Origin of the sequence: Candidatus Binatus sp. (assembly GCF_030646925.1) — a bacterium.
In the GTDB taxonomy this organism is placed as follows: domain Bacteria; phylum Desulfobacterota; class Binatia; order Binatales; family Binataceae; genus Binatus.
The window spans coordinates 1-21752 of sequence record NZ_JAUSKL010000102.1 but is presented as its reverse complement, the minus strand read 5'-3'; the positions used below and the strand labels follow the sequence as shown (position 1 = coordinate 21752).

Below are 21752 nucleotides of genomic sequence, written 5' to 3'. Positions count from 1 at the left end.
CACGATGCCCGAAGCCCTACTTCCCGCGATCGCGCCCGCCGAGTCATGGCTCGAGGCGATCGATTCCGATTCGCCGATTCTCCTGATCGCTCCGCACGGCGGCCGCGCCGAACCGCGCACCCGCTCGATGCTGAATCCGAAGGTCAACGACCTTCACACCGCCGACATCACTCGCGACCTGGCCGCGCGCCTCGGCGCATCCGCGCTCATCAACTCCGCGATGGATCGCAACCGCCTCGACTGCAACCGCATCGCGCAGATCGTCGAGCGCGCACCGTGGCTGCTCGAGCTGATCGCGGATCGCATCGGCGCGATCGTCACGCGCCACGGCCGCGCTGTCGTGTTGCTGGTCCACGGATGGAACATCATCGAGCCGCGCGTCGATTTCGGCCTCGGGCTGCGCACGATTGCCGGCGAACTGCGTCCGGCCGGCGCCGCGTGTGTCTCCGCCAGCGACGATTTCATCAACGGCCCGTTGACTCATCTCGCCGAATCGCTCGTCCAGCACGGGATCAAGCCGACCTATGGGATGCGCTATCCCGGCGGCGGCTTGCAGAATTTGCTCCAGGCGTTTACCGCGCGCCATCGCGAGAGTCAGGTCGCTTCGTTGCGCGCGATTTCAGATATTGCCGCCACCGGCGCGATCGAGGCCGCGCAACTCGAGTTGTCCGTCGCACTGCGGATGCCCGGCGAATTGCGCGCTCGATGTGAGGACGCGCTCGCCGCGACCTTCTCGCTCGCATCGAATGGAACTTCCGTCGCCACCTCGCGCAAAGCGATCGTCGTGAATCGCGCGCCGCGCGAAGCGATTCCCAAACGCGACGCCGCGCCCAGCGCCGGGCCCGCCTCCACCCGCGTCGGAATCGAGTTCTACGATCCGAGCGCGCGCATCGGTGCGATGGCCAGCTTCGACGTCGGCCAGGGCGGCATCGGCGCGCGCATCATGGTTCTGTTCGACCGCAATCGCGTCGGACTATTCACCGCCGAAGGCCGGCCCGCCCGCTCCGAAACCGACGTCCGCCACGGACCACTCTCGCTCACGCGCGACGGCAACTCGATCCTGCTCGCATTTCGCGGCCCCGCCGTGATCGTTCCCGACGCCACCGCTTATCTCAGCATCGAGCGCGCGCTGGCCTCGGGCCGCCTCGACGGCTCGATGGAAGTCGGCGTGCGGCTCGATTTGCCCGACGGCGAATTTGACTTCGCTCGGATCCTGACGCCGAATCAGCCCGCCGACAACGCGCCCAATGCGATCGCCGCGTTCGGCCGCGCCGCAGGGACGGTTCGCATCAACGGCGCGTCGCGCCAGGTCGGCGGATACGCGCGCGCGGGCATCTCGTTCACCGGACTCGGCCCGCAAAATTTCGTCACGCGCCGGATGATTTGGGCCTGCTTCGACGATGACGATGCGCCCTCCGCGCTCGAAGTGCGCTCGATTGCGAGCGCCGACCCGGAGCCGCATCGCAGTGCGCGTGCGATGCTCGCGAACCGATGGCGCCAGTGCGACCTGCGCGATCTCATCATCGATACCGACGCGGTCGAGGAACCGCCGCATATCGTTGCCGCGTCAATCGCTTATCCCGACGGCCGAACATTCACCTTCGACGGACGCGCCGAATGCTTCATCCCGCTGTCGCGCCCCGGCCCCGACCAATCGCGCATCTACACCTCACTCGGCTTCGCGAGCTTTCAGTCAGGGACTAAGCGCGGCGCCGGGATGTTCGAATTTTCGCGCCGCGCCGATTCGGTCCTCACCAATCTCGACGAAACCGACGACTCCGATTCTGAATAAAATATGAATGGTGCTAATCGCGGGCGTATCCGCGACCGTGACAGCTAGGCGGCGGATTCGACCGCGCGCGGATGCGCCAAAAGAATCGTCTCGAGCCGCGACGCCAAATCGTTGAGCGCCTTGCCGGTCGGCGTCGCCGCGTATTCGCGCACGAACAGCGTGCCGCGATCGCCGCTATCGGCCAGCCGCGGCTCGAATCCCAGCCGCGCCAGAATCGGCACTCCGCTCTCGCGCGCCATGCCGTGCAAATCGCCTTCCGGAAACAGCGGCCGTACCGAGCGGCAGCCGTCGCAATTGAAACCCACCATGTTCTCGACGATTCCGAGCACCGGCGCGTTGCACTTTGCGACCTCGAGCGTGTGGCGCGCCGCTAGCGCATCGAGGCCCGATGGATGACTCAGCAGCAGCACCCCGTCGAGCTGGATCATCGACGCGATCGTATGCAGGCGGTCGAGTCCCGACGCGGCGTCGATGATCATCAAATCGACCGTGCCGAATTGCGTCTGCGCTAAAATCCGCTGCAGCGCCTCGCCATAACTCATTCGCACCAGCGCTGGTTGCGCCGGCGGCGAAAGTTCGCCGTCGTCGGCGAGAAACGTCATCGGCGCGGGCTCGCCGCCGGGAAAGACGTCGCTCGAAATCACCCGCAGTCCGTGCGGACCCGCAGCCGGCTCGATTCCTTCGATCATCGGGAAATGGCGCGGCGCTTTCATGCCCAGCATGAACGGTACGCTCGGCGAATTCAGATCGGCGTCGAAGATCGCCACCTTGCGCCCCTTGAGTGCGAACGCGACCGCCATGTTCACCGCGATCATGCTCTTGCCGACGCCGCCGCGCGCACTGCCGACGGCGAAAATCGTGCCGACTCCCGCGAGGTTAGCGCGGATGCGCTCGCTTGATGCGGTTGCCTCGCCGGCAGCAGCTTCGGCGCGGACTCCGAAGTCCGTGAACACTCTCATTTGTCGGTCACTGCGTGGCTGTTTTCCTTCGCTCCGATGATGACGTCCTCGCGCGGTTTCCCCTTTTGTACAGCATCGCGCCGCCGACGTTCCGATGCTCAGAAACACGGCGTTCGCGTTCTCCGCGATGCTCTCCCTCGATGCTATCTTTTGCGTGGGTGATCAGACAATGCCCCGCGATTTCGCCCCGCAGAATCGCTGCTCCTGGCAGCGTCGAAACTGCGCGGCGCTCCTCCTCGCCCATCGTCGAAAGCCGGCGCCGGCGATTCGCCGCTATTTCAACCGCCGCCGTCCGCGCGTTATAAGCTCGTATGAAACTCTCCGAGTTCAAGGACCTCGATCTGAGCGTCGCGCGCGCCCGCATCGCGCTCTCGATCGTCGCGATGCTCTCCCTGTACGTCGACCCCAGCACCTCCGGCGGCCTCTTTCATCTCAATACCCACGAACTCATCATCCTGCTCTGCCATCTGTCGTACAGCGTCGCGATTTATTTCACCTTGAGCCGCAACTTCGCTCGCGCGAGTCTCCAGTTGATCTCGATTTTCCTCGACCTGTTCTTCGCGACCGCGATCGCTTTCCTCACCGAGGGCCAGACCAGCGCATCCTATGTATTCTTCCTGTTCGCGATTATCGCGGTCGGCATCCGCACCAGTCTGACGCCGACTATCGCGGTGACGCTCGTGAGCGTAGCCCTCTACCTGCTGGTGATCGTAACCACCGGCGGAATTTCCAGCTTCTACATGATGCGCGCAGTATACCTCGCGATCGCCGGCTATCTGATCGGATTCTTCTCCCAGCAGCGCGCGCTGTTCGAAGACCAGGCGCACGAACTCGAGGCCCGCGCCGAGCGCCTCTCGATCGCCCGCTCCCTGCACGACGGTTACGTTCAGGCGCTGGCGGGCGTTAACCTGCGGCTCGAGACTTGCCGCGCGCTGCTCAGTCGCGATCGCGCGCGCGATTGCCTCGCCGAATTGACCGATCTGCAGACCGGCGTCGCGCGCGAATACGACGACGTGCGCAAGTACCTGCGCTCGCTCGCCGGCGTCGAGCAGGGTCTGGCGTCGAATTTTTCAACCCCGGTTTCCGACCCGCGCTTCGACGTTCGCGCGAGTTTCAGCGGACGCGGTTTGCTTGGCGAGCATATTCTGCAAATTATGCTCGAAGGTTTGCGCAACGCGCGCCGCCACGGGATGGCCAACCTGGTTAAAATCGACGTCCGCGGAATCGGCGACAAGGTTTCGATCGTCATCGAGGACGACGGCGTCGGGATGTCCGCCTCCGCAAGCCAGCCTTGGGCGATCGCATCGCGCGTCGCGGAATTGGGCGGGCATCTCAACATGCACAGCAACGGCTCGACCCAACTCGACATCGAAATCCCCAACGCCTGACCATGCAAACTTCCATCCGCCTGATAATCGCCGACGATCACGCCCTATTTCGCCAGGGCTTGAAGTCGCTGCTCCTCCTCGAGCCGGATATCAAGGTCGTCGCCGAAGTCGAACGCGCGTCCGACGTCCAGGCCGTCGTCGCCGCCAACCCCTGCGATATCCTGCTGCTCGATCTGCAGATGGAGCGCTGGTCGATGCAGGATATTCCGCAACTCGCGCGCCTCACCAAAGTCGTCGTCCTCACCGCCAGCGAGAGCGCCGAAAACGGCGTCAGCGCTTTGCGCCTCGGCGCCCGCGGCATCATCCAGAAACGCTTCGCGATCGAAACCCTGATGACCGCGCTCCGCACCGTCGCCGACGGCCTCGTCTGGATGCCTACCAACGTCCAGACCGAGTTCGCCCGCCAGGAGACCTCGACCGGCCGCCAACTCACCCCGCGCGAATCCGAGATCATTCGCTACGTCGCCTCCGGCCTCAGAAACGCCGAAGTCGGCGAGCGCCTCGCGATCAGCGAAAGCACCGTCAAGACTCATCTCAACAATATTTTTCAGAAACTCGGGCTGCGCGATCGCCTCGAACTGACCCACTACGCGATCAAGACCGGCATCGTTCCCGTGCTGAATCGCGATCGCTGACCCATACCTTCCACCAGCCCGCCTATCTACCTATCCATCTTAGGTTCTAGGTCCGGCTCCATCGCCTGCACGATATGGCGATTTCCCCGCTGATGCATAATGACCCAAGTGGCGAGGCTCCGCGCTGAAGCCTAGCTCAAGTCAGTTTGAAGCAATTTTGCAGGAATAACAGTTGTGCCGATTGAATTGGTGAAGGATTCCCGCGACGAATCCAACCGGGGAAAGCGAACCCTCACTAAAGTCCTGATTGGTCCGGCGCGCGACGTCCGCGACCCGCAGACCTTTCACAGCCTCTCGCTGATCGCATTTCTCGCCTGGGTCGGCCTCGGCTCCGACGGCCTCAGCTCGTCGTGCTACGGCCCCGAGGAAGCATTCCTTGCCCTCGGCTCCCATCAATATCTCGCAGTCTTCCTCGCGCTCCTGATGGCGCTCACGGTTTTCATCATTTCGGCATCCTATTCGCAAACAATCGATCAATTTCCGACCGGCGGTGGCGGATACCTGGTAGCTACCAAGCTATTAGGTACTTATCCAGGACTAGTCTCGGGATGCGCTCTCATAGTTGACTATGTACTGACTGTAGCCATTTCAATAGCCAGTGGCGCCGACGCTATATTCAGTTTTCTCCCCGTAGCATGGCTGCCATACAAATTCTGGCTCGCCTTCGGCGTCGTAGTCGTGATGGTCGCGATGAATCTCCGCGGCGTCAAGGAGTCAGTGCTGGCGCTGGTTCCGATTTTTCTGGCCTTCGTCGGATTGCACTCCATACTCATTGTCTATGCATTTCTTAGTCATGCCGGCGATCTGCCGGTAATCGGGCGCGACGCGATGCAACAAGCGCGCCAGGGATTCGATACGCTCGGAATCGTTGGCCTCGCAATAGTATTCTTCAGAGCATACAGCATGGGCGCCGGTACCTATACCGGAATCGAGGCAGTGAGTAATGGACTGCCTATCTTGCGCGAGCCTCGAGCCGTCACCGGCAAGCGCACGATGCTCTACATGGCGCTCTCGCTCGCGTTCATCGCGGGCGGAATCCTGGTCGCGTACCTGCTCGCCGGCGTCGAACCCCAGCACGGCAAAACCCTGAATGCTGTGCTCTTCGAGCGCCTGACTGAACACTGGACCATCGGAGGCCTCTCGCTCGGGATGCCGATCGTCACGATGACCCTCCTCACCGAAGGCGCCCTGCTCTTCGTCGCGGCTCAGACCGGATTCGTCGGTGGTCCGCAAGTACTCGCCACGATGGCGACCGATCGATGGGTGCCGCGCCGCTTTGCGAACCTCAGCGAACGCCTCGTCACCCAGGACGGCGTCGTCGCGATGGGTCTCGCCGCCCTGCTCGTTCTGATCGGCACCCGCGCCAGCGTCAGAATCCTCGTCATCCTCTACGCCATCAACGTCTTCGTCACCTTCACTCTTTCGCAGCTCGGCATGAGCGCGCTTTGGTGGCGCGAGCGCGCGACGCAGCCGCAATGGATTCGCAAGCTGCTGATCAACGGCGTCGGATGCATCTTCACCGCCCTCATCCTGTTCCTCACCGTCACGCTTAAATTCGACGAAGGCGGTTGGGTCACCGTCGCGATCACCAGCGCCGTGGTCGCCTTCTGCTACATGGTCCGCCGCCACTACGCGAAAGTCTCCAAGGCGATCGAACAACTCGAGGCCGACGTGCTGCCCGACATTTTCGCCGCCAAGGCCAAGAAGCCGTATGCCCGCGATCCACGCGCGCCCACTGCGGTGCTGCTGGTCAACGGATTCAACGGTCTCGGCCTCGCGACGCTGCTTAAAATCCCGCGCCTGTTCGAAGGACAGTTTCACAATGTCGTCTTCATCAGCGTCGGCGAGTTCGATTCGTCGCTGCTCAAGGGCCACGACGAAGTCAATCAGCTCGAAGAGCAAATCAACAGCGACGCGCTCGAGTATTGCCAACTCGCCGCCGACCTCGGCTTCCACGCGGAAGTCAAAACCGGCCTCGGCGCCGACGTCGTCACCGAGCTCCGCCGCCTCTGTCTCGAGGTCGCCGAAATATTTCCCAATTCGGTTTTCTTCGCCGGCCAGTTGGTTTTCAACGAGGAACTCGACGGCTTCTTCAGCCGCTTTCTCCACAACCACACCGCGTTCGAATTGCTCCGATGGCTCCAGTTGCAAGGCCTGAGTCTCGTGATCCTTCCGGTCCGCGTCGCCGGTCCGCCGCCCCGGCTATCGCGCAACCGAGCTCCCTCCCCCGCCTAGCAGAGCTTTTACCTCGCCCGCTTCGTGTCGCGAGCGAGCGCTCACCCGCGGCGAGCACCGGTTTTTTACCTCTCCCGTTACTTTACGGGAGAGGAGGCCCGCCGCTCAGCGGCGGGTAGGTGAGGGTGCCGGATCGCACGCCGGTCTCGCTCATATCAAGCGCCTCGCCCGAACCGCATTCGAAAAGCCGCTCGTCGAAGGCCTTCGCCTCGGACGCAACCTGTTCATGGATCTGATGACCACCGACGAAGCGCTTACCCTGATGAAGGCTTACGTTCGCACGCTCGAACATTAGCCGCGCGCCGCGCTCTGCGTTAAAAAAGAGAAGGGGGCTTTCGATTGAAAGCCCCCTCCATCGCAATTCCCTCTGCCAGTTACGATGCGCTCGCGTGCGCCTCGGCCGGCTGCCGCCGCTCCGTTGCATCCAGCATCGGCGCCGTGTCCCACTTCTTCAGTTCCGGCAGCACGTATTTCGCGAAGCACTTGAGACTGCGCTCGGCGTCGTCAAACGGCATCCCCGCGAAACTGAAATTGAAAAACACTCCGTTCGTATCGATCGTATCCCTGATGAACGCGACCTTCTCGATCACCTGCTCCGGCGTCCCCCACGGCATCAGCAACGCAAAGTCCCGCGCCGCGCCATCGACGCCGTGCTTCTTGATGAACTTGCCGACGTTGCTGTAGAACTCGTAGCTCTTCTGCGAGCCGAATTTCTCCGACGTCATCTCGTAGTGCTTCATCACGGTTTGATAGTTCGCCGCGATCCACTTCATCGCCATCGCTTCGGCGCGATCCTTGTTCTCATCGACGAAGCAGAACCCGCCCGAGAGCGGCTTCGTCGCCGGTGTCGCGCCGTTAACCTCGCGCCACACCTTGTGATAGACCTCGAAATCTTTTTTCACCGCTTCCCACGGCTTCTGCGGGATCACCAGCAAGCCCGCGCCCAGCTTCGCCATGATCGGCATCGATTCCGGCGACACCGCCGCCGCATAAGTCCGCCCCTTGAACGATCGCGCCGGGAACGGACGAATCTCGCGCCGCGGCTGCCGCGTGTAGCGGCCGCCTTCCATGTACCCCGTCTCGAGCGCATTCAACACCAGTTCCGCGTACTCGACGAACAAGTTGCGCCCTTCATTCTGATCGATCCGAAAGCCCTCGTACTCGATTCGCGCGAGTCCGCGTCCGAGCCCCAGGATCACGCGCCCGTTCGATACATGATCGAGCAACGACACCTGCTCCGCCACGCGAATCGGATCGTGCCACGGCAGCACCACCACTCCCGTGCCCAGCTTGATGTGGCTCGTTCTGCCCGCGATATAGGAAAGGAACTGCAGAACGTCGGGGCACATCGTGTAATCGTCGAAGTGATGCTCGACGCCCCAAATCGAATCGAACCCGAGCGGCTCCGCCATCTCGGCGAGCCGGAGTTCGTTGCGATACACCTCCGCGTCCGAAAGAGCGTTGTTCGGATTTTGAAATGCTGTTCCATATCCTACGTGCATGATGTTCTCGCCTCCTGCGCTGTCTCCAAAATCTGAACGTGGTCTCTTTCATAGACCGGTAAGGCCTCGGCGGTCCACCCCGCCGATACCGCGATTGAACAAAACAAAACCCCCGGAGATCTCTCTCCGAGGGTTCGATGCCGATTCGGCTAGATCCGCTCGCCCAGATTAGTCGTCATCGTGGTCGTGGTGCCTTCGAGGCTCAGGGTAAACTCCACCGTGAGGGGTTTCGCACTCCGTGTCCTCATTCCGCGAATGCCGGCATCACCTCTTTGACGAAGATGTCCAGTGACCGGCGCGATTGCTCGTGGGTCAGACTCCCCCACGCGAACGACAGCACCAAATAGTTGCAGCCCGTCTCCTTGAAGTATCGCGCGACCTTCTCCCGCGCCGTCGCGCCCGATCCGACAATCGCGGCGTCATGATCGCACGCCAACTCGACGTCGTCCGTGAACATCGTCGGCACCGTACCGTGATCGCGCCACAACTTCACGATATTCGCGTAGTAGGTCTTATAAGACGGCCGCGCGATTTCCATCGCTTCGGCATCGGTGCCAGCCGCAAAGAAATGGCGCACCGCGCCTACCATCGGCACTTTCACCTGCGGATTCAGATTGTCGGCGCTGTCGCGATGACGCTCGCGATGCTCGCGGTAAACCTGCGCCGCTCCCGCCACCACCTGGTTCGGGCCGCCCGCGACGATATTCATTCCATGCCGCGCCGCGAACTCAAGTCCCTCCGGAGTCGAAGTCCCGTACCAGAACGGCGGATTCGGTTCCTGCCGCGGATGAATCTCGATCGGCGCTGCGTTGAATCGATAGTGCTCACCCTTATGCGTGAGCCGCCGCTCGCGCAGGCCCTCGACGATCACCTTGAGCGATTCCTCGAAGATGTCGCGCGCGGCCAGGAAATTAACGTTGAAGTGCGCCAGTTCGAACGGCGAGATTCCGCGCCCCACGCCGATCTCGAACCGCCCGCCGCTCATCTGATCGAGCATGCAAATCTCCTCGACCAGTCTCAGCGGATGATACAGCGGCAGCAGATACACCAACGGCCCCAGATGGATTCGGCGCGTGCGCTGCGCGACCGCGGAGAGAAAAATGCCCGGCGACGGCGCGCATCCGAGCGGCGTCGAGTGATGCTCCGCCAAGTGATAGCAGTAGATTCCCGCCGCGTCGGCGGCCGCGATCAATTGCAGCCGCTCCTCGTACAGCGTCGCCAGCGGAACGTCGCGCCGCTCGAGATGATCGAAGATGCCGAATTTGACCGCCATCTTGCCCCCTCGCTAAATCAAACCCAGTTCCTTCAGCGGACCGCGATCCGACACCGGTATCCGCGCGGTGCCCGAGGTCAGCTTTACCGAGCCGGGCGGTTTCTCGAGTGCATCGGGTAGATCGTTCGCCTTGGCATGCTCGCGCAGCGCCGGGATGACCTCCTGCGCGATCAGCCGCATGCTGGTCTGCCGATCTTCATTCGTCACCGGTCCTTGCACGTTGAACACCACCACCGCGCCGGGACGCAGCACGCTCAGGATGCTCTTCAGTTTCGATGTCACTTGCTTTGGCGTTCCGATGATCAGTTGCAACTGATGCTGCGCCTTCTTATAGCCCGGCTCGAGCCTTGCCCTGACCGCTTCCGGATCGATCTTCTGCTCTTCGGAATGCCCGCGCAGTTTGTCGCCGCTCACGCCGAGCCAGCTTCCCTGCGGCTGCTTGGACATCCTGCGAATCGCGTCCTGCGAGTTGTAGCCGGGAGGCAGGGTATGCTCGACGCGCGCGAACGAGTTCTGCCCGCCGCCGAACAGGAAGCCCTTGCCTAGTTCCTGCGCGCGCGCTTCGGTCTCGGCGACGAAGGTCGGTATCACGTAGCCAAAATTCTCCGGCCCGGCCTGATAGCCGTGCTTGGCGGCTTCGTCCGCATAGTATTCCCACAAGTCGCAGGTCGGCCCCAGCGAAGTGCCAAGTCCAAAATATGGATAGTTATGCTCGGCGCACCACTTCACCGTCTCGGGGCTGATGACTCCGGGAATCCACATCGGCGGATGCGGCTTCTGATATGGCAGCGCCCACGGATTCACGTGCCGATAGTGAAAATGCTTGCCCTCGTAGCGCCACGGGCCGGGCCTGGTCCACGCCTGCACGATGAAATCGTGCGCCTCTTCGAACAGTTCGCGATTGTAGGCCGGATTCGCATTGTTGAAGAACTGCTCGCTGCCCGCACCGCGCACCCATCCGGTGATGAGTCGCCCGCGCGAGATGAGATCGATCTCGGCCAGCTCTTCCGCCATGCGCAGCGGATGCTTCAGCACCGGCAGCGGGTTGCCGATCAAAAGAATCCGCGCCTTTTTCGAGAGCCGCGCCAGAATCGCCGCCTCGACGTTCATCACGCTGCCCATGCAAAACGGATTGCCGTGATGCTCATTCAGCGCGATTATGTCGAAGCCCAATTCTTCCGCGTAAAGGTTCTCGTCGATGAAATAGTTATAGTCATCGGCCGCCTTCTCGCGATCGAAGTAGCTATTCGACACCCCAAAGTGTCCGCCGTTGCGCAGAATCACTTCCTCGGGAACGTATCGCACCGGCCGTTCCGTGAAATAGCCAATTTTCATCTTGACCGCTCCTGTACATTGATGTTGCTATTCTCGCAAATCCAAGTAGCTATTGCTCTGAGCGTTATATTTTTGCGCTCACCAGCTATCGATGTAGCTATGTTTCTTTCCCGTTCGTGGTTTTAGCGGCGGCATCGCACGCATCCCGTTCATGATCCAGCGCCGCGTCTCGGCCGGATCGATGCGCGCCTAGACCTATCGAACATCAATTGATTGTGCAACGCACCCTGCAAGAATGGTTTTCGCCCACACAGAGCGTTCAAGGGTTGGACGTTTCTTTGCCCTGAAATTGTTCACCCTTACGGCTACGGGCAGATCGTGTCATTTCGAGAGCAATCGAGAATCGGTCTAATGCGCTCGATTTGGTTTTAGGGGCTGCTCGATTCTCTAGCAGGTTGCGGAAAAACCCGGCGAAAGACGATTTCGGCGAAGAGTAAGCATTACTACGATTGCGAGAGTGCGTCTTGGATCAATGTTGTCAGGGGTTAAAAACACTTTTTCCGCAACCTGCTAGGAAGGAGACAAACCAGATGAGACCTCTGAGTCTGACCAGACCACATATGCGCGGATCTGACGTTGTCAGATGGCAACAATTCCTTGACTCGAGGGGATTTTATGACGGCTCGATCGACGGCGATTTCGGCGAAGAGACAGAGGAAGCGACCGAGGTTTACCAGAAGGAATCGTGGCTCAAGGTAACCGGCATCGTCGATCCTGCCACCATCGAGCGAGCAATCCGAGACGGTTTCAGCCCGCCTTCCGATAGCAGCCGCCGGCCCCACTACACGATCGAAGCAGACATTGAGCTTACATCGGAAGCGCGGTCGTTTATGGAAAACCTTGCCGAGCGATACTATCTAGAGACGGGAATGGACCTAACTGTCACCAGCGGTACTCGCACAGCGAGATCTCAAGCCGAAGCGATGTACACAAATATGCGGAACGGCCAGGATCCTCGCAATCTGTACAGCAACTATGAGGCTGCCGATGAGATTTGGACGGCCTACAACCATCAGCAGACGACGGGGGCGAGCCGGTATGATGCGGTCGATGCGATTACGCGCGTAATCGAAGGGCAGGTGTCCAGAGGCGTTCTTATCTCACAGCATCTGCGGGCGCGGGCGGTGGACGTGCGAAACCGCACGATGACGTCAGAGCAGCGCGATACTTTCGAACGCTTGGCGAGAGATGCGGGCGCGAGGGCGTCGAGAGAAAACGAACATCGGGACCACATTATCATGTACAGTTTTGACGATCGAAACCATTTGGCCATTAAGTGTTTGGCATTCGCGATCTCAGTCGCGTCAGTCGTTTTTGCTGCGATACAACCTGTGACCGCCATCGAGGACAGCCTGCACTGCTCGCCCAAGGTTTTGTATCGTGGCGACACCTTGACGGTGGACCTTCCAGAGCCGCACGGAGGTCTAGATTTTGCCATCATGCACATAGACACATTCCTGATTTCATTTGAACCTAATGCGGGCGGCAAATATCCCGACACGATTGCCCCAGTAATCCCGGACCCCGAATTTGCCAGAATGAAGCAGATCAAGATTCTTACCACCTCTGCGCGCGGCTCCTTGTGGAATTCATGGGGATGGAACAGCCCTCATACCTTGAAACCGCCGCAGCTTATCTTCACGAAATCAGGTTCGTACGAAGTCCTGATGGGTACGCCTCGCGGGCCGGAATTCGAGGAGTTCGATGGCTGCTGGGTGACGTATTTCGATTATCCGAAGCCCAACTACAGCGCCAAGAATCCCACCAATTAGTGAAAGAATCAGCGCGGAGAAAAAGAAAATCTCGGCTACGAATTCTTGCGCGCGATGATCACCGTGTGCACCGAGATCGGCCCATCCAGCCCTTGCGCTCGAGCGTAATCGGATGACCCTTCCGCACTTCCTGCTTGCGGATCATCAGTATATCCGCGTTTCGTCCTAAATAAACGTCCTGTTTCAGCAGGATGCGCCGGAATTTTCGCACCATCAGCTACGCACACGGCGGACGGGATGGGTGATAGGAATGTTGCACGTGAAACATTCCTTAAGTCAGTCCTGCTAACCGCGCAGCGCTCATCTCATCAACCTCTGAAGCGCCTGTTCGAGGCTCAAGGTAAATTCCACGCATGAGGGTTTTCGCACTCCGCCGTTCCCCTCCTTGCGCGCGCAGGCGACCGCTCAAGAGTGAGCGTGAGCCTTAGCATACGCGGACGTATCGACCCGGATGCCCGGTCCCGACGGCATTTCAAACGCGGTGAGCGTTCCTGTCGCCGGCTTGATCGTACCGTTCGCGTCGATCGATTCGGCGTTGATTCGAAGCTGGATCGCGAAGCCGCGCGGCTTCGCAATTTCATTTTGCCCTGGACCGATTTCCTGCAGCGACGTTTTGCCCGCGAGTTTCAACTCGGTTTTGACCAGGTCGATGCTGAGAATTTCCTCGGTCACGGGGTGCTCAGGCTGAAGTCCGGGCTTCGCGTTGACGAACGCGAATCCATCGTCGTCGCCAGCGTTTTCGATGATGAGAAACTCAAACGTGGCGAGGCCGTCGAGACTCACTTCTTTCGCGAGACGCATCGCCGCGTCGAGGCTCGGACATGGCGCGACTGCGACGATCGCTTGATCGACTAGCTGGATACTGGTTTCGCGTTCGAAGAGATGGCATACGCTCGCGCCATCGCCGACGATTTGCACTTCGATGCGGCGCGAGCGCGGCGGCGTCGATGCATCGTGCACAATCGGGACGCCGCATCGCTCGGCCAATACTCGCGCTTGCTGCTCGTCGCTGAACAGATCGAAGATTTCGGCGCGCGGCCCTACAAATGTGATTCCGGCGTCGCCGCATCGCCGCGCGAATTGCGCGCTCTCACTCCGAAAGCCGCAACCCGGATGAATCGCGTCGCATCCGGCCGCTTTTGCAATCGAAAGGATCTGCTCGATATCCGCATATGCCGCAGCCCCGACGCCATTCAGCGGAATCGCCTGGTCGGCTTTGCGAATGTGAAGCGAGAGCGAATCGTCTTCGGAAAAAATCGCGACGGTCGGGACGCCAAGTTCCGACGCAGCGCGCAGGATGCGAATCGCGATCTCGCCGCGGGTGGCTACCAGCAGTTTCTTCGGAATCATTGGCGGAAAGGATCTACTTTCATTCTGACAGGACTCTCGCGCTTGATGATCGGTGCGGCAACTCGGAGCTGCGCACGAACATATCCTTAGCGAGTCATGTCGAAGAAGGCTAACCGCTCGAAGAGATCGATTTTGCGCCAGCGCAAGCTGGACGCTTTAACGTCTAGCGGCGGCGCGCGCGGAACGCTCGTCGTACAGCGATTGCAGCAAACCCAGCACTGGCGCGGGCGCGCGGCTGGCGCATCCGTCGAACGGCGGCTGCGGATCGTACTCGATACCGACCTGGATCGCCTGCGCGTAAGTATCGCCGGCGACGCGGCGCGCGAGATGCAGCGCCATGTCGATTCCCGCTGACACGCCCGCCGCAGTGATGATCTTGCCCTGTTCGACGACGCGCTCGGAGCGCGGCTCCGCGCCGAACTCGCGCAACTTCTCGCGCCACGCCCAATGCGTGGTTGCCGGTAGTCCCTTGAGAAGGCCAGCGGCGCCGAGCACCAGCGCGCCGGTGCATACCGAGGTGGTCCATTGGGTCGTTTCGTGGATGCGGCGAACCCAATCGAGCATGTGCGGTTTGGCGCGCACCTTTTCTTCGCCGATTCCGCCGGGCACAACGAGGATGTCGGTGCTATCGACCTCGTCGATCGAACGATCGGCGACGAGGCCGAGCGAACGCGGGTCGGTGCGCATGATGCCGGCGGTCTCGCCGACAAAGGTGACCTCGGCTTGGGGCAAGCGGCACAGCACTTCGTAGGGGCCGATCGCATCGAGCGCGGTGAGGTCATCGAAAATCAGAAAAGTGATTCGCATATCGATCTCCTTGTGCGTCATGCACTTAGTTTCTGGTTGAAGCGGCTACGATACGCGGATGGCGGAACGTGAAGGTTGCGCACGAACGCGCGGCGCATCGATTCGCGCGTGCCGAAGCCGGATTCCGCCGCGATCAGATCGACGCCGTCGGCGGATTCCTCGAGTCGGCGGCGCGCGGTTTCGAGCCGCAGGTTTTCGACGAACTCGCCAGGCGTCTGGCCGACTTCGCGGGTAAAGACGCGGGCGAAATTACGCTGGCTCATCGCGGTGCGGCGCGCGAGCGCTTCGATCGAGAGGTCCTTGCCGGGATTGTTCGCGATCCAGTTCTGAAGTTCGCGCAGCGGCTCGCGGTCCGCCGTTTGCGCCCTCAACTGCACGGAGAATTGCGATTGGCCGCCGGGGCGGCGCAGGAACATCACGAGTTCGCGCGCGACGGCGAGCGCGATGTCGCGGCCGTGATCGTGCTCGACCAGCGCCAGCGCGAGATCGATTCCGGCGGTGACACCGGCGGAAGTAAAAACGTTGCCGTCACGCACAAAGATCGGATCGGTCTCGACTTTGATGCCGGGATAGCGCCGCGCGAGCGCCTCGCATTGGCGCCAATGTGTCGTGGCGGAGCGCCCTTCGAGCAATCCCGCTTCTGCGAGCAGGAACGCGCCGGTGCATACGGAGCAGAGCCGCCGCACGCGGGAAGCCAGGCGGCGAATCGAGCCGATCAACGCGCGATCGTCAAGCGCCGCGATGGCGCCGCGCCCACCGGCGACGATCAGCGTGTCGATTGGTCCGCGCACCTCGGCGATCGCGCGATCGGCGAGCAGTCGCAGACCGGACGAAGTGGTGATCGCGCCAGACTTGCTGGCGACGAGTTCGATCGCATAGGCGGGCGTGCGCGATCGGCGTTCATCGTCGAGCAATCGCGCGGTGCGGCCGAACACCTCGAGCGGTCCGGTGATATCGAGCACCTGGGCGTCGTCGAACGCGACCATCACGACGCGCCGGCTGATGGACTTGCGGTGCAGATCAAGATGGGGTAGGGCCGTGGGCCGGAGCGGGATCGGGGAATTGCGCCGCGGCTTCTTCATGCAGGCAGTATCGCTGCGAATGGTGATGGCTGCAATATACATGCGGCCACAGTTACTGCCATCGAGGGCAACCGGCAGGACAAACGGCTTCGAGCGCGGGAATCGGGACGGCGGCGCGGTCGTTTGGCGGTCGCGGCGGCGGTTGGAAAAGCGAAATGCATGTGCCACAAGAGACTTTAACAGCATCGCCGGTCAAAACGGCGTCGTGCCGAACAATCCTTCGGAGGCGCAGGCAAATGGAAAACGCGAAGTACGAGGTTAAAGTCGAGCGCAACCTCTTGATCCCGCTGAGCGACGGCGCGACGCTGGCGGCCGACTTGTATGGCCCGAACGCCGAGGGCAGCTTTCCCGCGCTGCTCAGTTTTTACCCGTACCACAAGGACGATCTGATCGGCGCCTCGAACGAATATCCGCGCCGCTATTTCGCCGCGCGCGGCTACAACGTGCTGCTGATCGATTTTCGCGGGCTCGGCAGTTCCGACGGCATCCCGCATCGCGCGATGGATCGCGGCGAGGGTCGCGACGGCGCCGAAGCCGTGGAATGGATCGCGGCGCAACCGTGGTGCGACGGCAACGTCGGCATGTTCGGCATGTCGTACGGCGGCATCTCGTCGTTGAAGGTGGCGTACGAGCAGCCGCCGCATCTGAGAGCGATCGTGCCGATCATGGGCACCGACGACATCTATATCGATTACCTGTACTCCGGCGGATGCTTGAGTTGCCTGCCGTCGTTCGGCGCCTGGGGCTCGTTTATGCTCGCGATGAACCTGATGCCGCCGACGCTGATCGATCCGGCGGGCCGTTGGTACAAGGTCTGGCAGCAGCGGCTCGAGCATGCGATGCCGTACATCTATCCGTGGCAGGATCATCCTTCGCACGACGAGTTCTGGCAGTCGGGCGCGGTCGATTGCTCGCAAATCAAGATTCCCGCGTTTGTGATCGGCGGATGGCGCGACATTTTTCCCGAGGCGATGCCGCGCGTGTACGAACAGCTTGGCAGCGCGAACAAGAAACTGCTGATGGGGCCGTGGATGCATACGCTGCCCGATCTCTCGCCGCGCGAGCCGCTCGACTATCTGCCGGAGATGGTTCGCTTCTTCGATCGATGGGTGAAGAACGAGCAGAACGGCCTCGAGAACGAACCGGCGGTGACGTATTTCGTGCAGGGCAGCGCGAATCGTTGGCGCAGCGAGCGCAAGTGGCCGGTCTCGCGCACGACGTTCAGCAACTTTTATCTCGGTGCGAAGCGCGCGCTGGCGACCGATCCGGCGGGCGAGGACGGCAGCGAGCAGTACGAGGCGCGGCCGTCGGTCGGCACGCTGGCGGGACTGTGGGATCCGACCGCGCTCGGTATAGGTTTGCCGCTCGACCAGGGCCCCGACGATCTTGCGTCGGTGGCATTCACCAGCGCTGCGATGCAGGCGGACACGGAGATCAGCGGTTCGCCCGAGGCGACGATCAAAATCGCGGTCGAGCGCGGCGACGACGCGAACCTGGTGGTAAAGCTGTGCGACGTCGCGCCGGATGGCAGCTCGTCGCTGATCAGTACCGGGTGGCTGAAGGCGGCGTATCGCAACGGACTCGAAAATCCCGAGGCGGTGCCGCTCGAACAAGTTATCGAGATGCGGGTGCCGATGGTCGCGACGTCATACATGGTCGGACGGCGGCATCGATTGCGCGTCAGCGTGTCGTGTTCGGATTTTCCGCGCATCTTTCCGACGCGGACCAATCCGGCGATTCGCGTGTATTTCGGCGGGCGGCGCGGGTCGCACGTCAGGATTCCGATCGTGCCGCCGCCGAAAAACAACGGCAACTACGCCGAGGTGCGGCGGCCCGATCCGTCGGTGCAGCGCTCGCCATTTTTCGTTTCGATGACGCCGCGATGGACGATCGAACGCGATCTGGCGAGCGGCCGCACCAGCGTCGTCACGGGATCGCATCAGCAGAGCAACATGATTAATGGCGGCGCGTTCGACATGAATCACGTCGCGCGCGCGTCGGTGACGGACTCGAATCCGCAAGGTGCGGCGGTCCACGGCGATACGCAGATAACGCTCGAGTTGCCGTCAGTCGGCCAGATGATAGTGAAGACGACGAGCTGGATCGGTCAGGATGGGCTATCGCTCACCGGACAGATCAGCCTCAACGGCACCGTGGTGTTCGAGAAGCATTGGCGCAAGTAACGCTCGCTTGAATCGGTAAGAACTTTCGCTTGGAGGATCGTTATGGACCAGAGCAATGTCGTGATTCCATCGGAAATGAAAAGTCTCTACGACAATTTTCACTTCGCGCCGGCGGTGAAGGATGGCGACCGCCTCTACTGTTCCGGCGTGATCGGGATGGGGCCCGACGGCAAGGCGTCGAAGGAGCCGGAGACGCAGTTCACGCAGGCGTTCGAGTCGCTGAAATCGGTGCTCACGGCGGCGGGCGTCACGTTCGCGGACATCGTCGAGATGACGACTTTTCATGTTGGACTGCAGGCGAACATGGGGACGTTCATGAAGGTCAAGGATCGATTCATGACGGCGCCGTATCCGTCCTGGACGGCGATCGGAATCACGGAACTCGCGGTGCCGGGCGGCCTGGTCGAGATCAAAGTGATCGCGCGGCTCAAGCGCTAAAGGAGGCAAAGATTGATGGGGGCGATCGACGGAGATAGCCACTTTATCGAGCCGCTCGATCTGTTCGAGCGATACATCGATCCGAAGTTTCGCGATCGCGCGCTGCGAGTTATCCGCGATCCGGCGACTGGCGCGCACGAGATGCTGGTCGATGGGCAGCCGCTTCGATTGGGCGATGTCGATCAATTGCTCGGCGCTGTGGTCGGCTACGGCGAGAAAGAAAAGGGCAAAACCCTGCGAGACTTCGACGCGTATCAGTTCGAGAGCGCGCGATGGCAGGACATGGACGGACGGGTGAAGTTTCTTGACGCGGAGGGTTTCGAGGCGCAGGTGATTTACCCGACCATGGGCATCCTCTGGCAGGGCACGGTCAACGATCCGATGCTCGCCGACGCACTCTGCCGCGCGTACAACACCTGGGCGTTCGAAGTTTGCGCGTCGCATCGCGATCGGCTGGTGCCGGCGGCGCATATCTCCCTGCTCGACGCGGAGCTCGCGGCGCGCGAGATGAATCGAGTCGCAAAACTTGGCTGCAAGACGATCTTCGTCGCGTCGGCGCCAATCAACGGCCACAGTTTTGGCCATCCGGAGGTCGATCCCGCGTGGGCAGCCGCCCAGGAACTCGATCTGTCGATCGGAATCCATCTGGTTGGACATACTGAATACACCGGCAGCCAGTGGTATCGCGGCGTCGATCCCGGTTTCATGTTCATCACGATGAACGTGATTCAGGATCCGCGCATGGCGCTCACTACGATGGTGTACGACGGCGTGCTCGAGCGTTTTCCGAAGCTGCGGGTCGCGACGATCGAGGCGGCCTCGGGATGGGTCGGCGAATGGCTCGAGCGGCTCGATTATCGCTTCTCCTATATGGGGCATACCTCGAAGATGAAGCGGCCGGCCAGCGAATATTTTGCGCGCAACATCTGGATCAGCGCTGATCCGGAAGAGCGGATGCTGCCGTTGATGGTCGAGTTCGCGGGTGACGACAAATTTTTCGTGGGCTCGGACTATCCTCACGCGGAGGGCTTCGTGCGGCCAGTCGAAAAGACGCGCGAACGGCTGGCGCGGCTGCCCGAAAAGTCAATCCAAAAAGTTCTGCGCGACAACGCCAAGGCATTCTACAGGATTTGAAATGGCGACCATCGAAGAATTGGAATCGCGGTTGCGGCGACTCGAAGATATCGAGCAGATCAAAAAGCTGAAAGCGCGGTACTGCGCTTACTGCGACGACAACTACGACGCCGACGGGATCGCGTCGTTGTTCACGGAAGACGGTGTGTGGGACGGCGGCGCGTTGGGCAAAGGCGTGGGTCACGAGGGCATCAAGAAGTTTTTCCTTCGAGCGCCGTCGGCGTTTACCTTCGCGATCCACAACGTCATGAATCCCATTATCGAGGTGGATGGCGACATGGCGACCGGACGCTGGTATTTGGTTCAGCCGCTCACGCGTCGCGAAAACGATGCGGAATCGGCGATGTGGCTCGCAGGCCGCTATGAAGACGACTATGTGCGCGTCGGCGCCGAGTGGAAATTCAAGCGGCTCCGTTTCATCACGATTTTTTTGGCGCCATACGCAGAAGGTTGGGCGACGAAATCATCCGCGTGATCGCGATCCCGATCCATCGGAATTGCAAATCTGCTTTGATGGGCGAGAGGTAACGAATTAACGATGTCCAGCCACTCGATGAACGAGATGCTCTCGGGCCTCGACGATATGCGTCCGCGGCTCACCGATTTCTATCAGGATTTGCATCGTCACCCCGAATTGTCGATGCAGGAAAATCGCACTGCCGCCGAAGCCGCCGAGCACCTGCACGGCGAGGGATACGAAGTCACCACCGGCGTTGGCAAAACCGGCGTGGTCGCGATTCTCGACAACGGTCCCGGCCCGATGGTGATGCTGCGCGCGGATATGGATGCGCTGCCGCTCCGCGAGCAGACCGAATTGCCGTACGCCAGCAGTGCAACCGGCACCGATCCCGACGGTATCGAGGTGCCGGTGATGCACGCGTGCGGGCATGACATGCACGTCGCGTGTATGTGGGGCGCTGCATCGATGCTGGCAGTGAATCGCAATCGTTGGTCCGGGCGCCTCATGATGGTCGTTCAGCCCGGTGAGGAAATCGCCGCCGGCGCGCGCGCGATGATCGAGGATCGGATTTTCGATCGCTTCGGCAAGCCGACGGTGATCCTCGGCCAGCACGTAACGCCGGCGCCGGCGGGCACGCTGCATTGGCGCTCGGGCGTGACGATGGCGGCGGCCGACAGTATCGAGATTCGGCTCTTCGGGCGCGGCGCGCATGGCTCGCGTCCGCAATCGAGCATCGATCCGGTGGTGATGGCGGCGTCACTCGTGATGCGCCTGCAAACCATCGTCGCGCGCGAAGTCTCGCCGACCGAACAGGTCGTCGTCACAGTCGGAAGCATCCGCGCGGGAACCAAGGAGAACATCATCCCCGACGAAGCGTTTCTGAAACTCAACGTGCGCACGTTTTCGACCGCGGTTCGCGAGCACGTGCTCGATTCGATCAGGCGGATTGCCAACGCTGAAGCGAGCGCCTCAAACGCCCCGCGACCGCCGGAGTTCCGGCCGCTCAACAGTTTTCCGATCCTGTCGAACGATCACGACGCAACGACGCATCTGGCGTCAGCGTTGAGCGCGCATTTCGGCAGAGAGCGAGTGCATCAGACGCCCGCGGTGAACGCCAGCGAGGATTTCGGCGAGTTCGGGACTGCGGCGGGCGTGCCCTCGGTGTTCTGGTATTTCGGCGGGCTCGATTACGGATTGATTCGCGCCGCCGAACGCGCAGGCGGCATGGACGCAATCCCCGGCAATCACTCGCCGCTGTTCGCGCCAGTGATCGAACCAACGCTTTCGACTGGAGTTGAGGCGCTGGTCGCCGGCGCGCTCGCGTGCCTGCCCGCGACGTGAGTCAGCCTAGTACGTGAACGGCTAGAGACGCCGAGGAGAGTTGAACGGTGATTGAAAAAACTGTTT

General features: G+C 61.4%; 18 protein-coding genes. 10 read left to right on the top strand and 8 right to left on the bottom strand.

Annotated features, from left to right (window positions below; translation table 11 throughout):
* Positions 1 to 4: 4 nt before the first annotated feature.
* Positions 5 to 1792: a hypothetical protein gene (locus Q7S58_RS17560; RefSeq protein WP_304828879.1), complete on the top strand. Its 1788-nt coding sequence runs from the start codon at positions 5 to 7 to the stop codon at positions 1790 to 1792.
* Positions 1793 to 1836: 44 nt separating this feature from the next.
* Here Q7S58_RS17560 and Q7S58_RS17555 read toward each other — a convergent pair whose 3' ends face one another.
* Positions 1837 to 2751 (bottom strand): P-loop NTPase, encoded by a 915-nt coding sequence (locus tag Q7S58_RS17555; protein WP_304828875.1) that lies wholly within the window; start codon positions 2749 to 2751, stop codon positions 1837 to 1839.
* A gap of 311 nt (positions 2752 to 3062) precedes the next feature.
* On the opposite strand from Q7S58_RS17555, the gene Q7S58_RS17550 reads away from it, so the two are divergent.
* The 3 genes from Q7S58_RS17550 to Q7S58_RS17540 all read left to right on the top strand — a co-directional run bounded on the left by Q7S58_RS17550 (position 3063) and on the right by Q7S58_RS17540 (position 7009).
* Complete coding sequence (locus Q7S58_RS17550) at positions 3063 to 4139, top strand: sensor histidine kinase (RefSeq protein ID WP_304828872.1); 1077 nt, start codon at positions 3063 to 3065, stop codon at positions 4137 to 4139.
* Positions 4140 to 4141: 2 nt separating this feature from the next.
* Positions 4142 to 4774 carry a response regulator transcription factor gene (locus Q7S58_RS17545; protein WP_304828869.1) on the top strand — a complete coding sequence of 211 codons (633 nt, stop codon included), beginning with the start codon at positions 4142 to 4144 and terminating at the stop codon, positions 4772 to 4774.
* 174 nt (positions 4775 to 4948) lie between these two features.
* Complete coding sequence (locus Q7S58_RS17540; protein ID WP_304828866.1) at positions 4949 to 7009, top strand: APC family permease; 2061 nt, start codon at positions 4949 to 4951, stop codon at positions 7007 to 7009.
* A gap of 82 nt (positions 7010 to 7091) precedes the next feature.
* Here the strand turns inward: Q7S58_RS17540 and Q7S58_RS17535 are convergent, their stop codons facing one another.
* The 4 genes from Q7S58_RS17535 to Q7S58_RS17520 all read right to left on the bottom strand — a co-directional run bounded on the left by Q7S58_RS17535 (position 7092) and on the right by Q7S58_RS17520 (position 11119).
* Positions 7092 to 7301 (bottom strand): hypothetical protein, encoded by a 210-nt coding sequence (locus Q7S58_RS17535; protein ID WP_304828863.1) that lies wholly within the window; start codon positions 7299 to 7301, stop codon positions 7092 to 7094.
* A gap of 82 nt (positions 7302 to 7383) precedes the next feature.
* Positions 7384 to 8511 (bottom strand): LLM class flavin-dependent oxidoreductase, encoded by a 1128-nt coding sequence (locus Q7S58_RS17530; protein WP_304828860.1) that lies wholly within the window; start codon positions 8509 to 8511, stop codon positions 7384 to 7386.
* Between the two features lie 244 nt (positions 8512 to 8755).
* The gene (locus Q7S58_RS17525; protein WP_304828857.1) at positions 8756 to 9784 is read right to left on the bottom strand and encodes an LLM class flavin-dependent oxidoreductase; all 1029 of its coding nucleotides are present in this window, start codon (positions 9782 to 9784) and stop codon (positions 8756 to 8758) included.
* Positions 9785 to 9796: 12 nt separating this feature from the next.
* Positions 9797 to 11119 (bottom strand): LLM class flavin-dependent oxidoreductase, encoded by a 1323-nt coding sequence (locus Q7S58_RS17520; protein ID WP_304828854.1) that lies wholly within the window; start codon positions 11117 to 11119, stop codon positions 9797 to 9799.
* Positions 11120 to 11649: 530 nt separating this feature from the next.
* On the opposite strand from Q7S58_RS17520, the gene Q7S58_RS17515 reads away from it, so the two are divergent.
* A complete protein-coding gene (locus tag Q7S58_RS17515) occupies positions 11650 to 12891 on the top strand; it encodes a peptidoglycan-binding protein (protein WP_304828851.1) in 1242 nt (413 codons plus the stop codon).
* Between the two features lie 405 nt (positions 12892 to 13296).
* Here Q7S58_RS17515 and Q7S58_RS17510 read toward each other — a convergent pair whose 3' ends face one another.
* The 3 genes from Q7S58_RS17510 to Q7S58_RS17500 all read right to left on the bottom strand — a co-directional run bounded on the left by Q7S58_RS17510 (position 13297) and on the right by Q7S58_RS17500 (position 16172).
* Entirely contained in the window at positions 13297 to 14241 is a 945-nt protein-coding gene (locus Q7S58_RS17510) for a biotin carboxylase N-terminal domain-containing protein (protein WP_304828848.1), read from the bottom strand.
* Positions 14242 to 14397: 156 nt separating this feature from the next.
* Positions 14398 to 15069, bottom strand: a complete 672-nt coding sequence (locus Q7S58_RS17505; protein ID WP_304828845.1) for a DJ-1/PfpI family protein — start codon at positions 15067 to 15069, stop codon at positions 14398 to 14400.
* Positions 15066 to 16172 carry a GlxA family transcriptional regulator gene (locus tag Q7S58_RS17500; RefSeq protein WP_304828842.1) on the bottom strand — a complete coding sequence of 369 codons (1107 nt, stop codon included), beginning with the start codon at positions 16170 to 16172 and terminating at the stop codon, positions 15066 to 15068. Before Q7S58_RS17500 ends, Q7S58_RS17505 begins: the two co-directional genes overlap by 4 nt.
* Positions 16173 to 16285: 113 nt before the next feature.
* On the opposite strand from Q7S58_RS17500, the gene Q7S58_RS17495 reads away from it, so the two are divergent.
* The 5 genes from Q7S58_RS17495 to Q7S58_RS17475 all read left to right on the top strand — a co-directional run bounded on the left by Q7S58_RS17495 (position 16286) and on the right by Q7S58_RS17475 (position 21686).
* Positions 16286 to 18313, top strand: a complete 2028-nt coding sequence (locus Q7S58_RS17495) for a CocE/NonD family hydrolase (protein ID WP_304828839.1) — start codon at positions 16286 to 16288, stop codon at positions 18311 to 18313.
* 42 nt (positions 18314 to 18355) lie between these two features.
* Positions 18356 to 18751: a RidA family protein gene (locus Q7S58_RS17490; protein WP_304828835.1), complete on the top strand. Its 396-nt coding sequence runs from the start codon at positions 18356 to 18358 to the stop codon at positions 18749 to 18751.
* Between the two features lie 15 nt (positions 18752 to 18766).
* Entirely contained in the window at positions 18767 to 19885 is a 1119-nt protein-coding gene (locus Q7S58_RS17485) for an amidohydrolase family protein (RefSeq protein WP_304828832.1), read from the top strand.
* A 1-nt stretch (position 19886) separates the two neighbouring features.
* Positions 19887 to 20360 carry a nuclear transport factor 2 family protein gene (locus Q7S58_RS17480; RefSeq protein WP_304828829.1) on the top strand — a complete coding sequence of 158 codons (474 nt, stop codon included), beginning with the start codon at positions 19887 to 19889 and terminating at the stop codon, positions 20358 to 20360.
* A gap of 63 nt (positions 20361 to 20423) precedes the next feature.
* Positions 20424 to 21686, top strand: coding sequence for an amidohydrolase (locus Q7S58_RS17475; RefSeq protein WP_304828826.1), 1263 nt, complete (start codon positions 20424 to 20426; stop codon positions 21684 to 21686).
* The last annotated feature ends 66 nt before the right edge of the window (positions 21687 to 21752 follow it).

Bases quoted from the DNA above. Each gene is read 5' to 3' on its own strand.
- Q7S58_RS17560 (WP_304828879.1), top strand. From the start codon at position 5: ATGCCCGAAGCCCTACTTCCCGCGATCGCGCCCGCCGAGTCATGGCTC.
- Q7S58_RS17555 (WP_304828875.1), bottom strand. From the start codon at position 2,751: ATGAGAGTGTTCACGGACTTCGGAGTCCGCGCCGAAGCTGCTGCCGGC.
- Q7S58_RS17550 (WP_304828872.1), top strand. From the start codon at position 3,063: ATGAAACTCTCCGAGTTCAAGGACCTCGATCTGAGCGTCGCGCGCGCC.
- Q7S58_RS17545 (WP_304828869.1), top strand. From the start codon at position 4,142: ATGCAAACTTCCATCCGCCTGATAATCGCCGACGATCACGCCCTATTT.
- Q7S58_RS17535 (WP_304828863.1), bottom strand. From the start codon at position 7,301: ATGTTCGAGCGTGCGAACGTAAGCCTTCATCAGGGTAAGCGCTTCGTC.
- Q7S58_RS17530 (WP_304828860.1), bottom strand. From the start codon at position 8,511: ATGCACGTAGGATATGGAACAGCATTTCAAAATCCGAACAACGCTCTT.
- Q7S58_RS17525 (WP_304828857.1), bottom strand. From the start codon at position 9,784: ATGGCGGTCAAATTCGGCATCTTCGATCATCTCGAGCGGCGCGACGTT.
- Q7S58_RS17520 (WP_304828854.1), bottom strand. From the start codon at position 11,119: ATGAAAATTGGCTATTTCACGGAACGGCCGGTGCGATACGTTCCCGAG.
- Q7S58_RS17515 (WP_304828851.1), top strand. From the start codon at position 11,650: ATGAGACCTCTGAGTCTGACCAGACCACATATGCGCGGATCTGACGTT.
- Q7S58_RS17510 (WP_304828848.1), bottom strand. From the start codon at position 14,241: ATGATTCCGAAGAAACTGCTGGTAGCCACCCGCGGCGAGATCGCGATT.
- Q7S58_RS17505 (WP_304828845.1), bottom strand. From the start codon at position 15,069: ATGACGCACAAGGAGATCGATATGCGAATCACTTTTCTGATTTTCGAT.
- Q7S58_RS17500 (WP_304828842.1), bottom strand. From the start codon at position 16,172: ATGTATATTGCAGCCATCACCATTCGCAGCGATACTGCCTGCATGAAG.
- Q7S58_RS17495 (WP_304828839.1), top strand. From the start codon at position 16,286: ATGCATGTGCCACAAGAGACTTTAACAGCATCGCCGGTCAAAACGGCG.
- Q7S58_RS17490 (WP_304828835.1), top strand. From the start codon at position 18,356: ATGGACCAGAGCAATGTCGTGATTCCATCGGAAATGAAAAGTCTCTAC.
- Q7S58_RS17485 (WP_304828832.1), top strand. From the start codon at position 18,767: ATGGGGGCGATCGACGGAGATAGCCACTTTATCGAGCCGCTCGATCTG.
- Q7S58_RS17480 (WP_304828829.1), top strand. From the start codon at position 19,887: ATGGCGACCATCGAAGAATTGGAATCGCGGTTGCGGCGACTCGAAGAT.
- Q7S58_RS17475 (WP_304828826.1), top strand. From the start codon at position 20,424: ATGTCCAGCCACTCGATGAACGAGATGCTCTCGGGCCTCGACGATATG.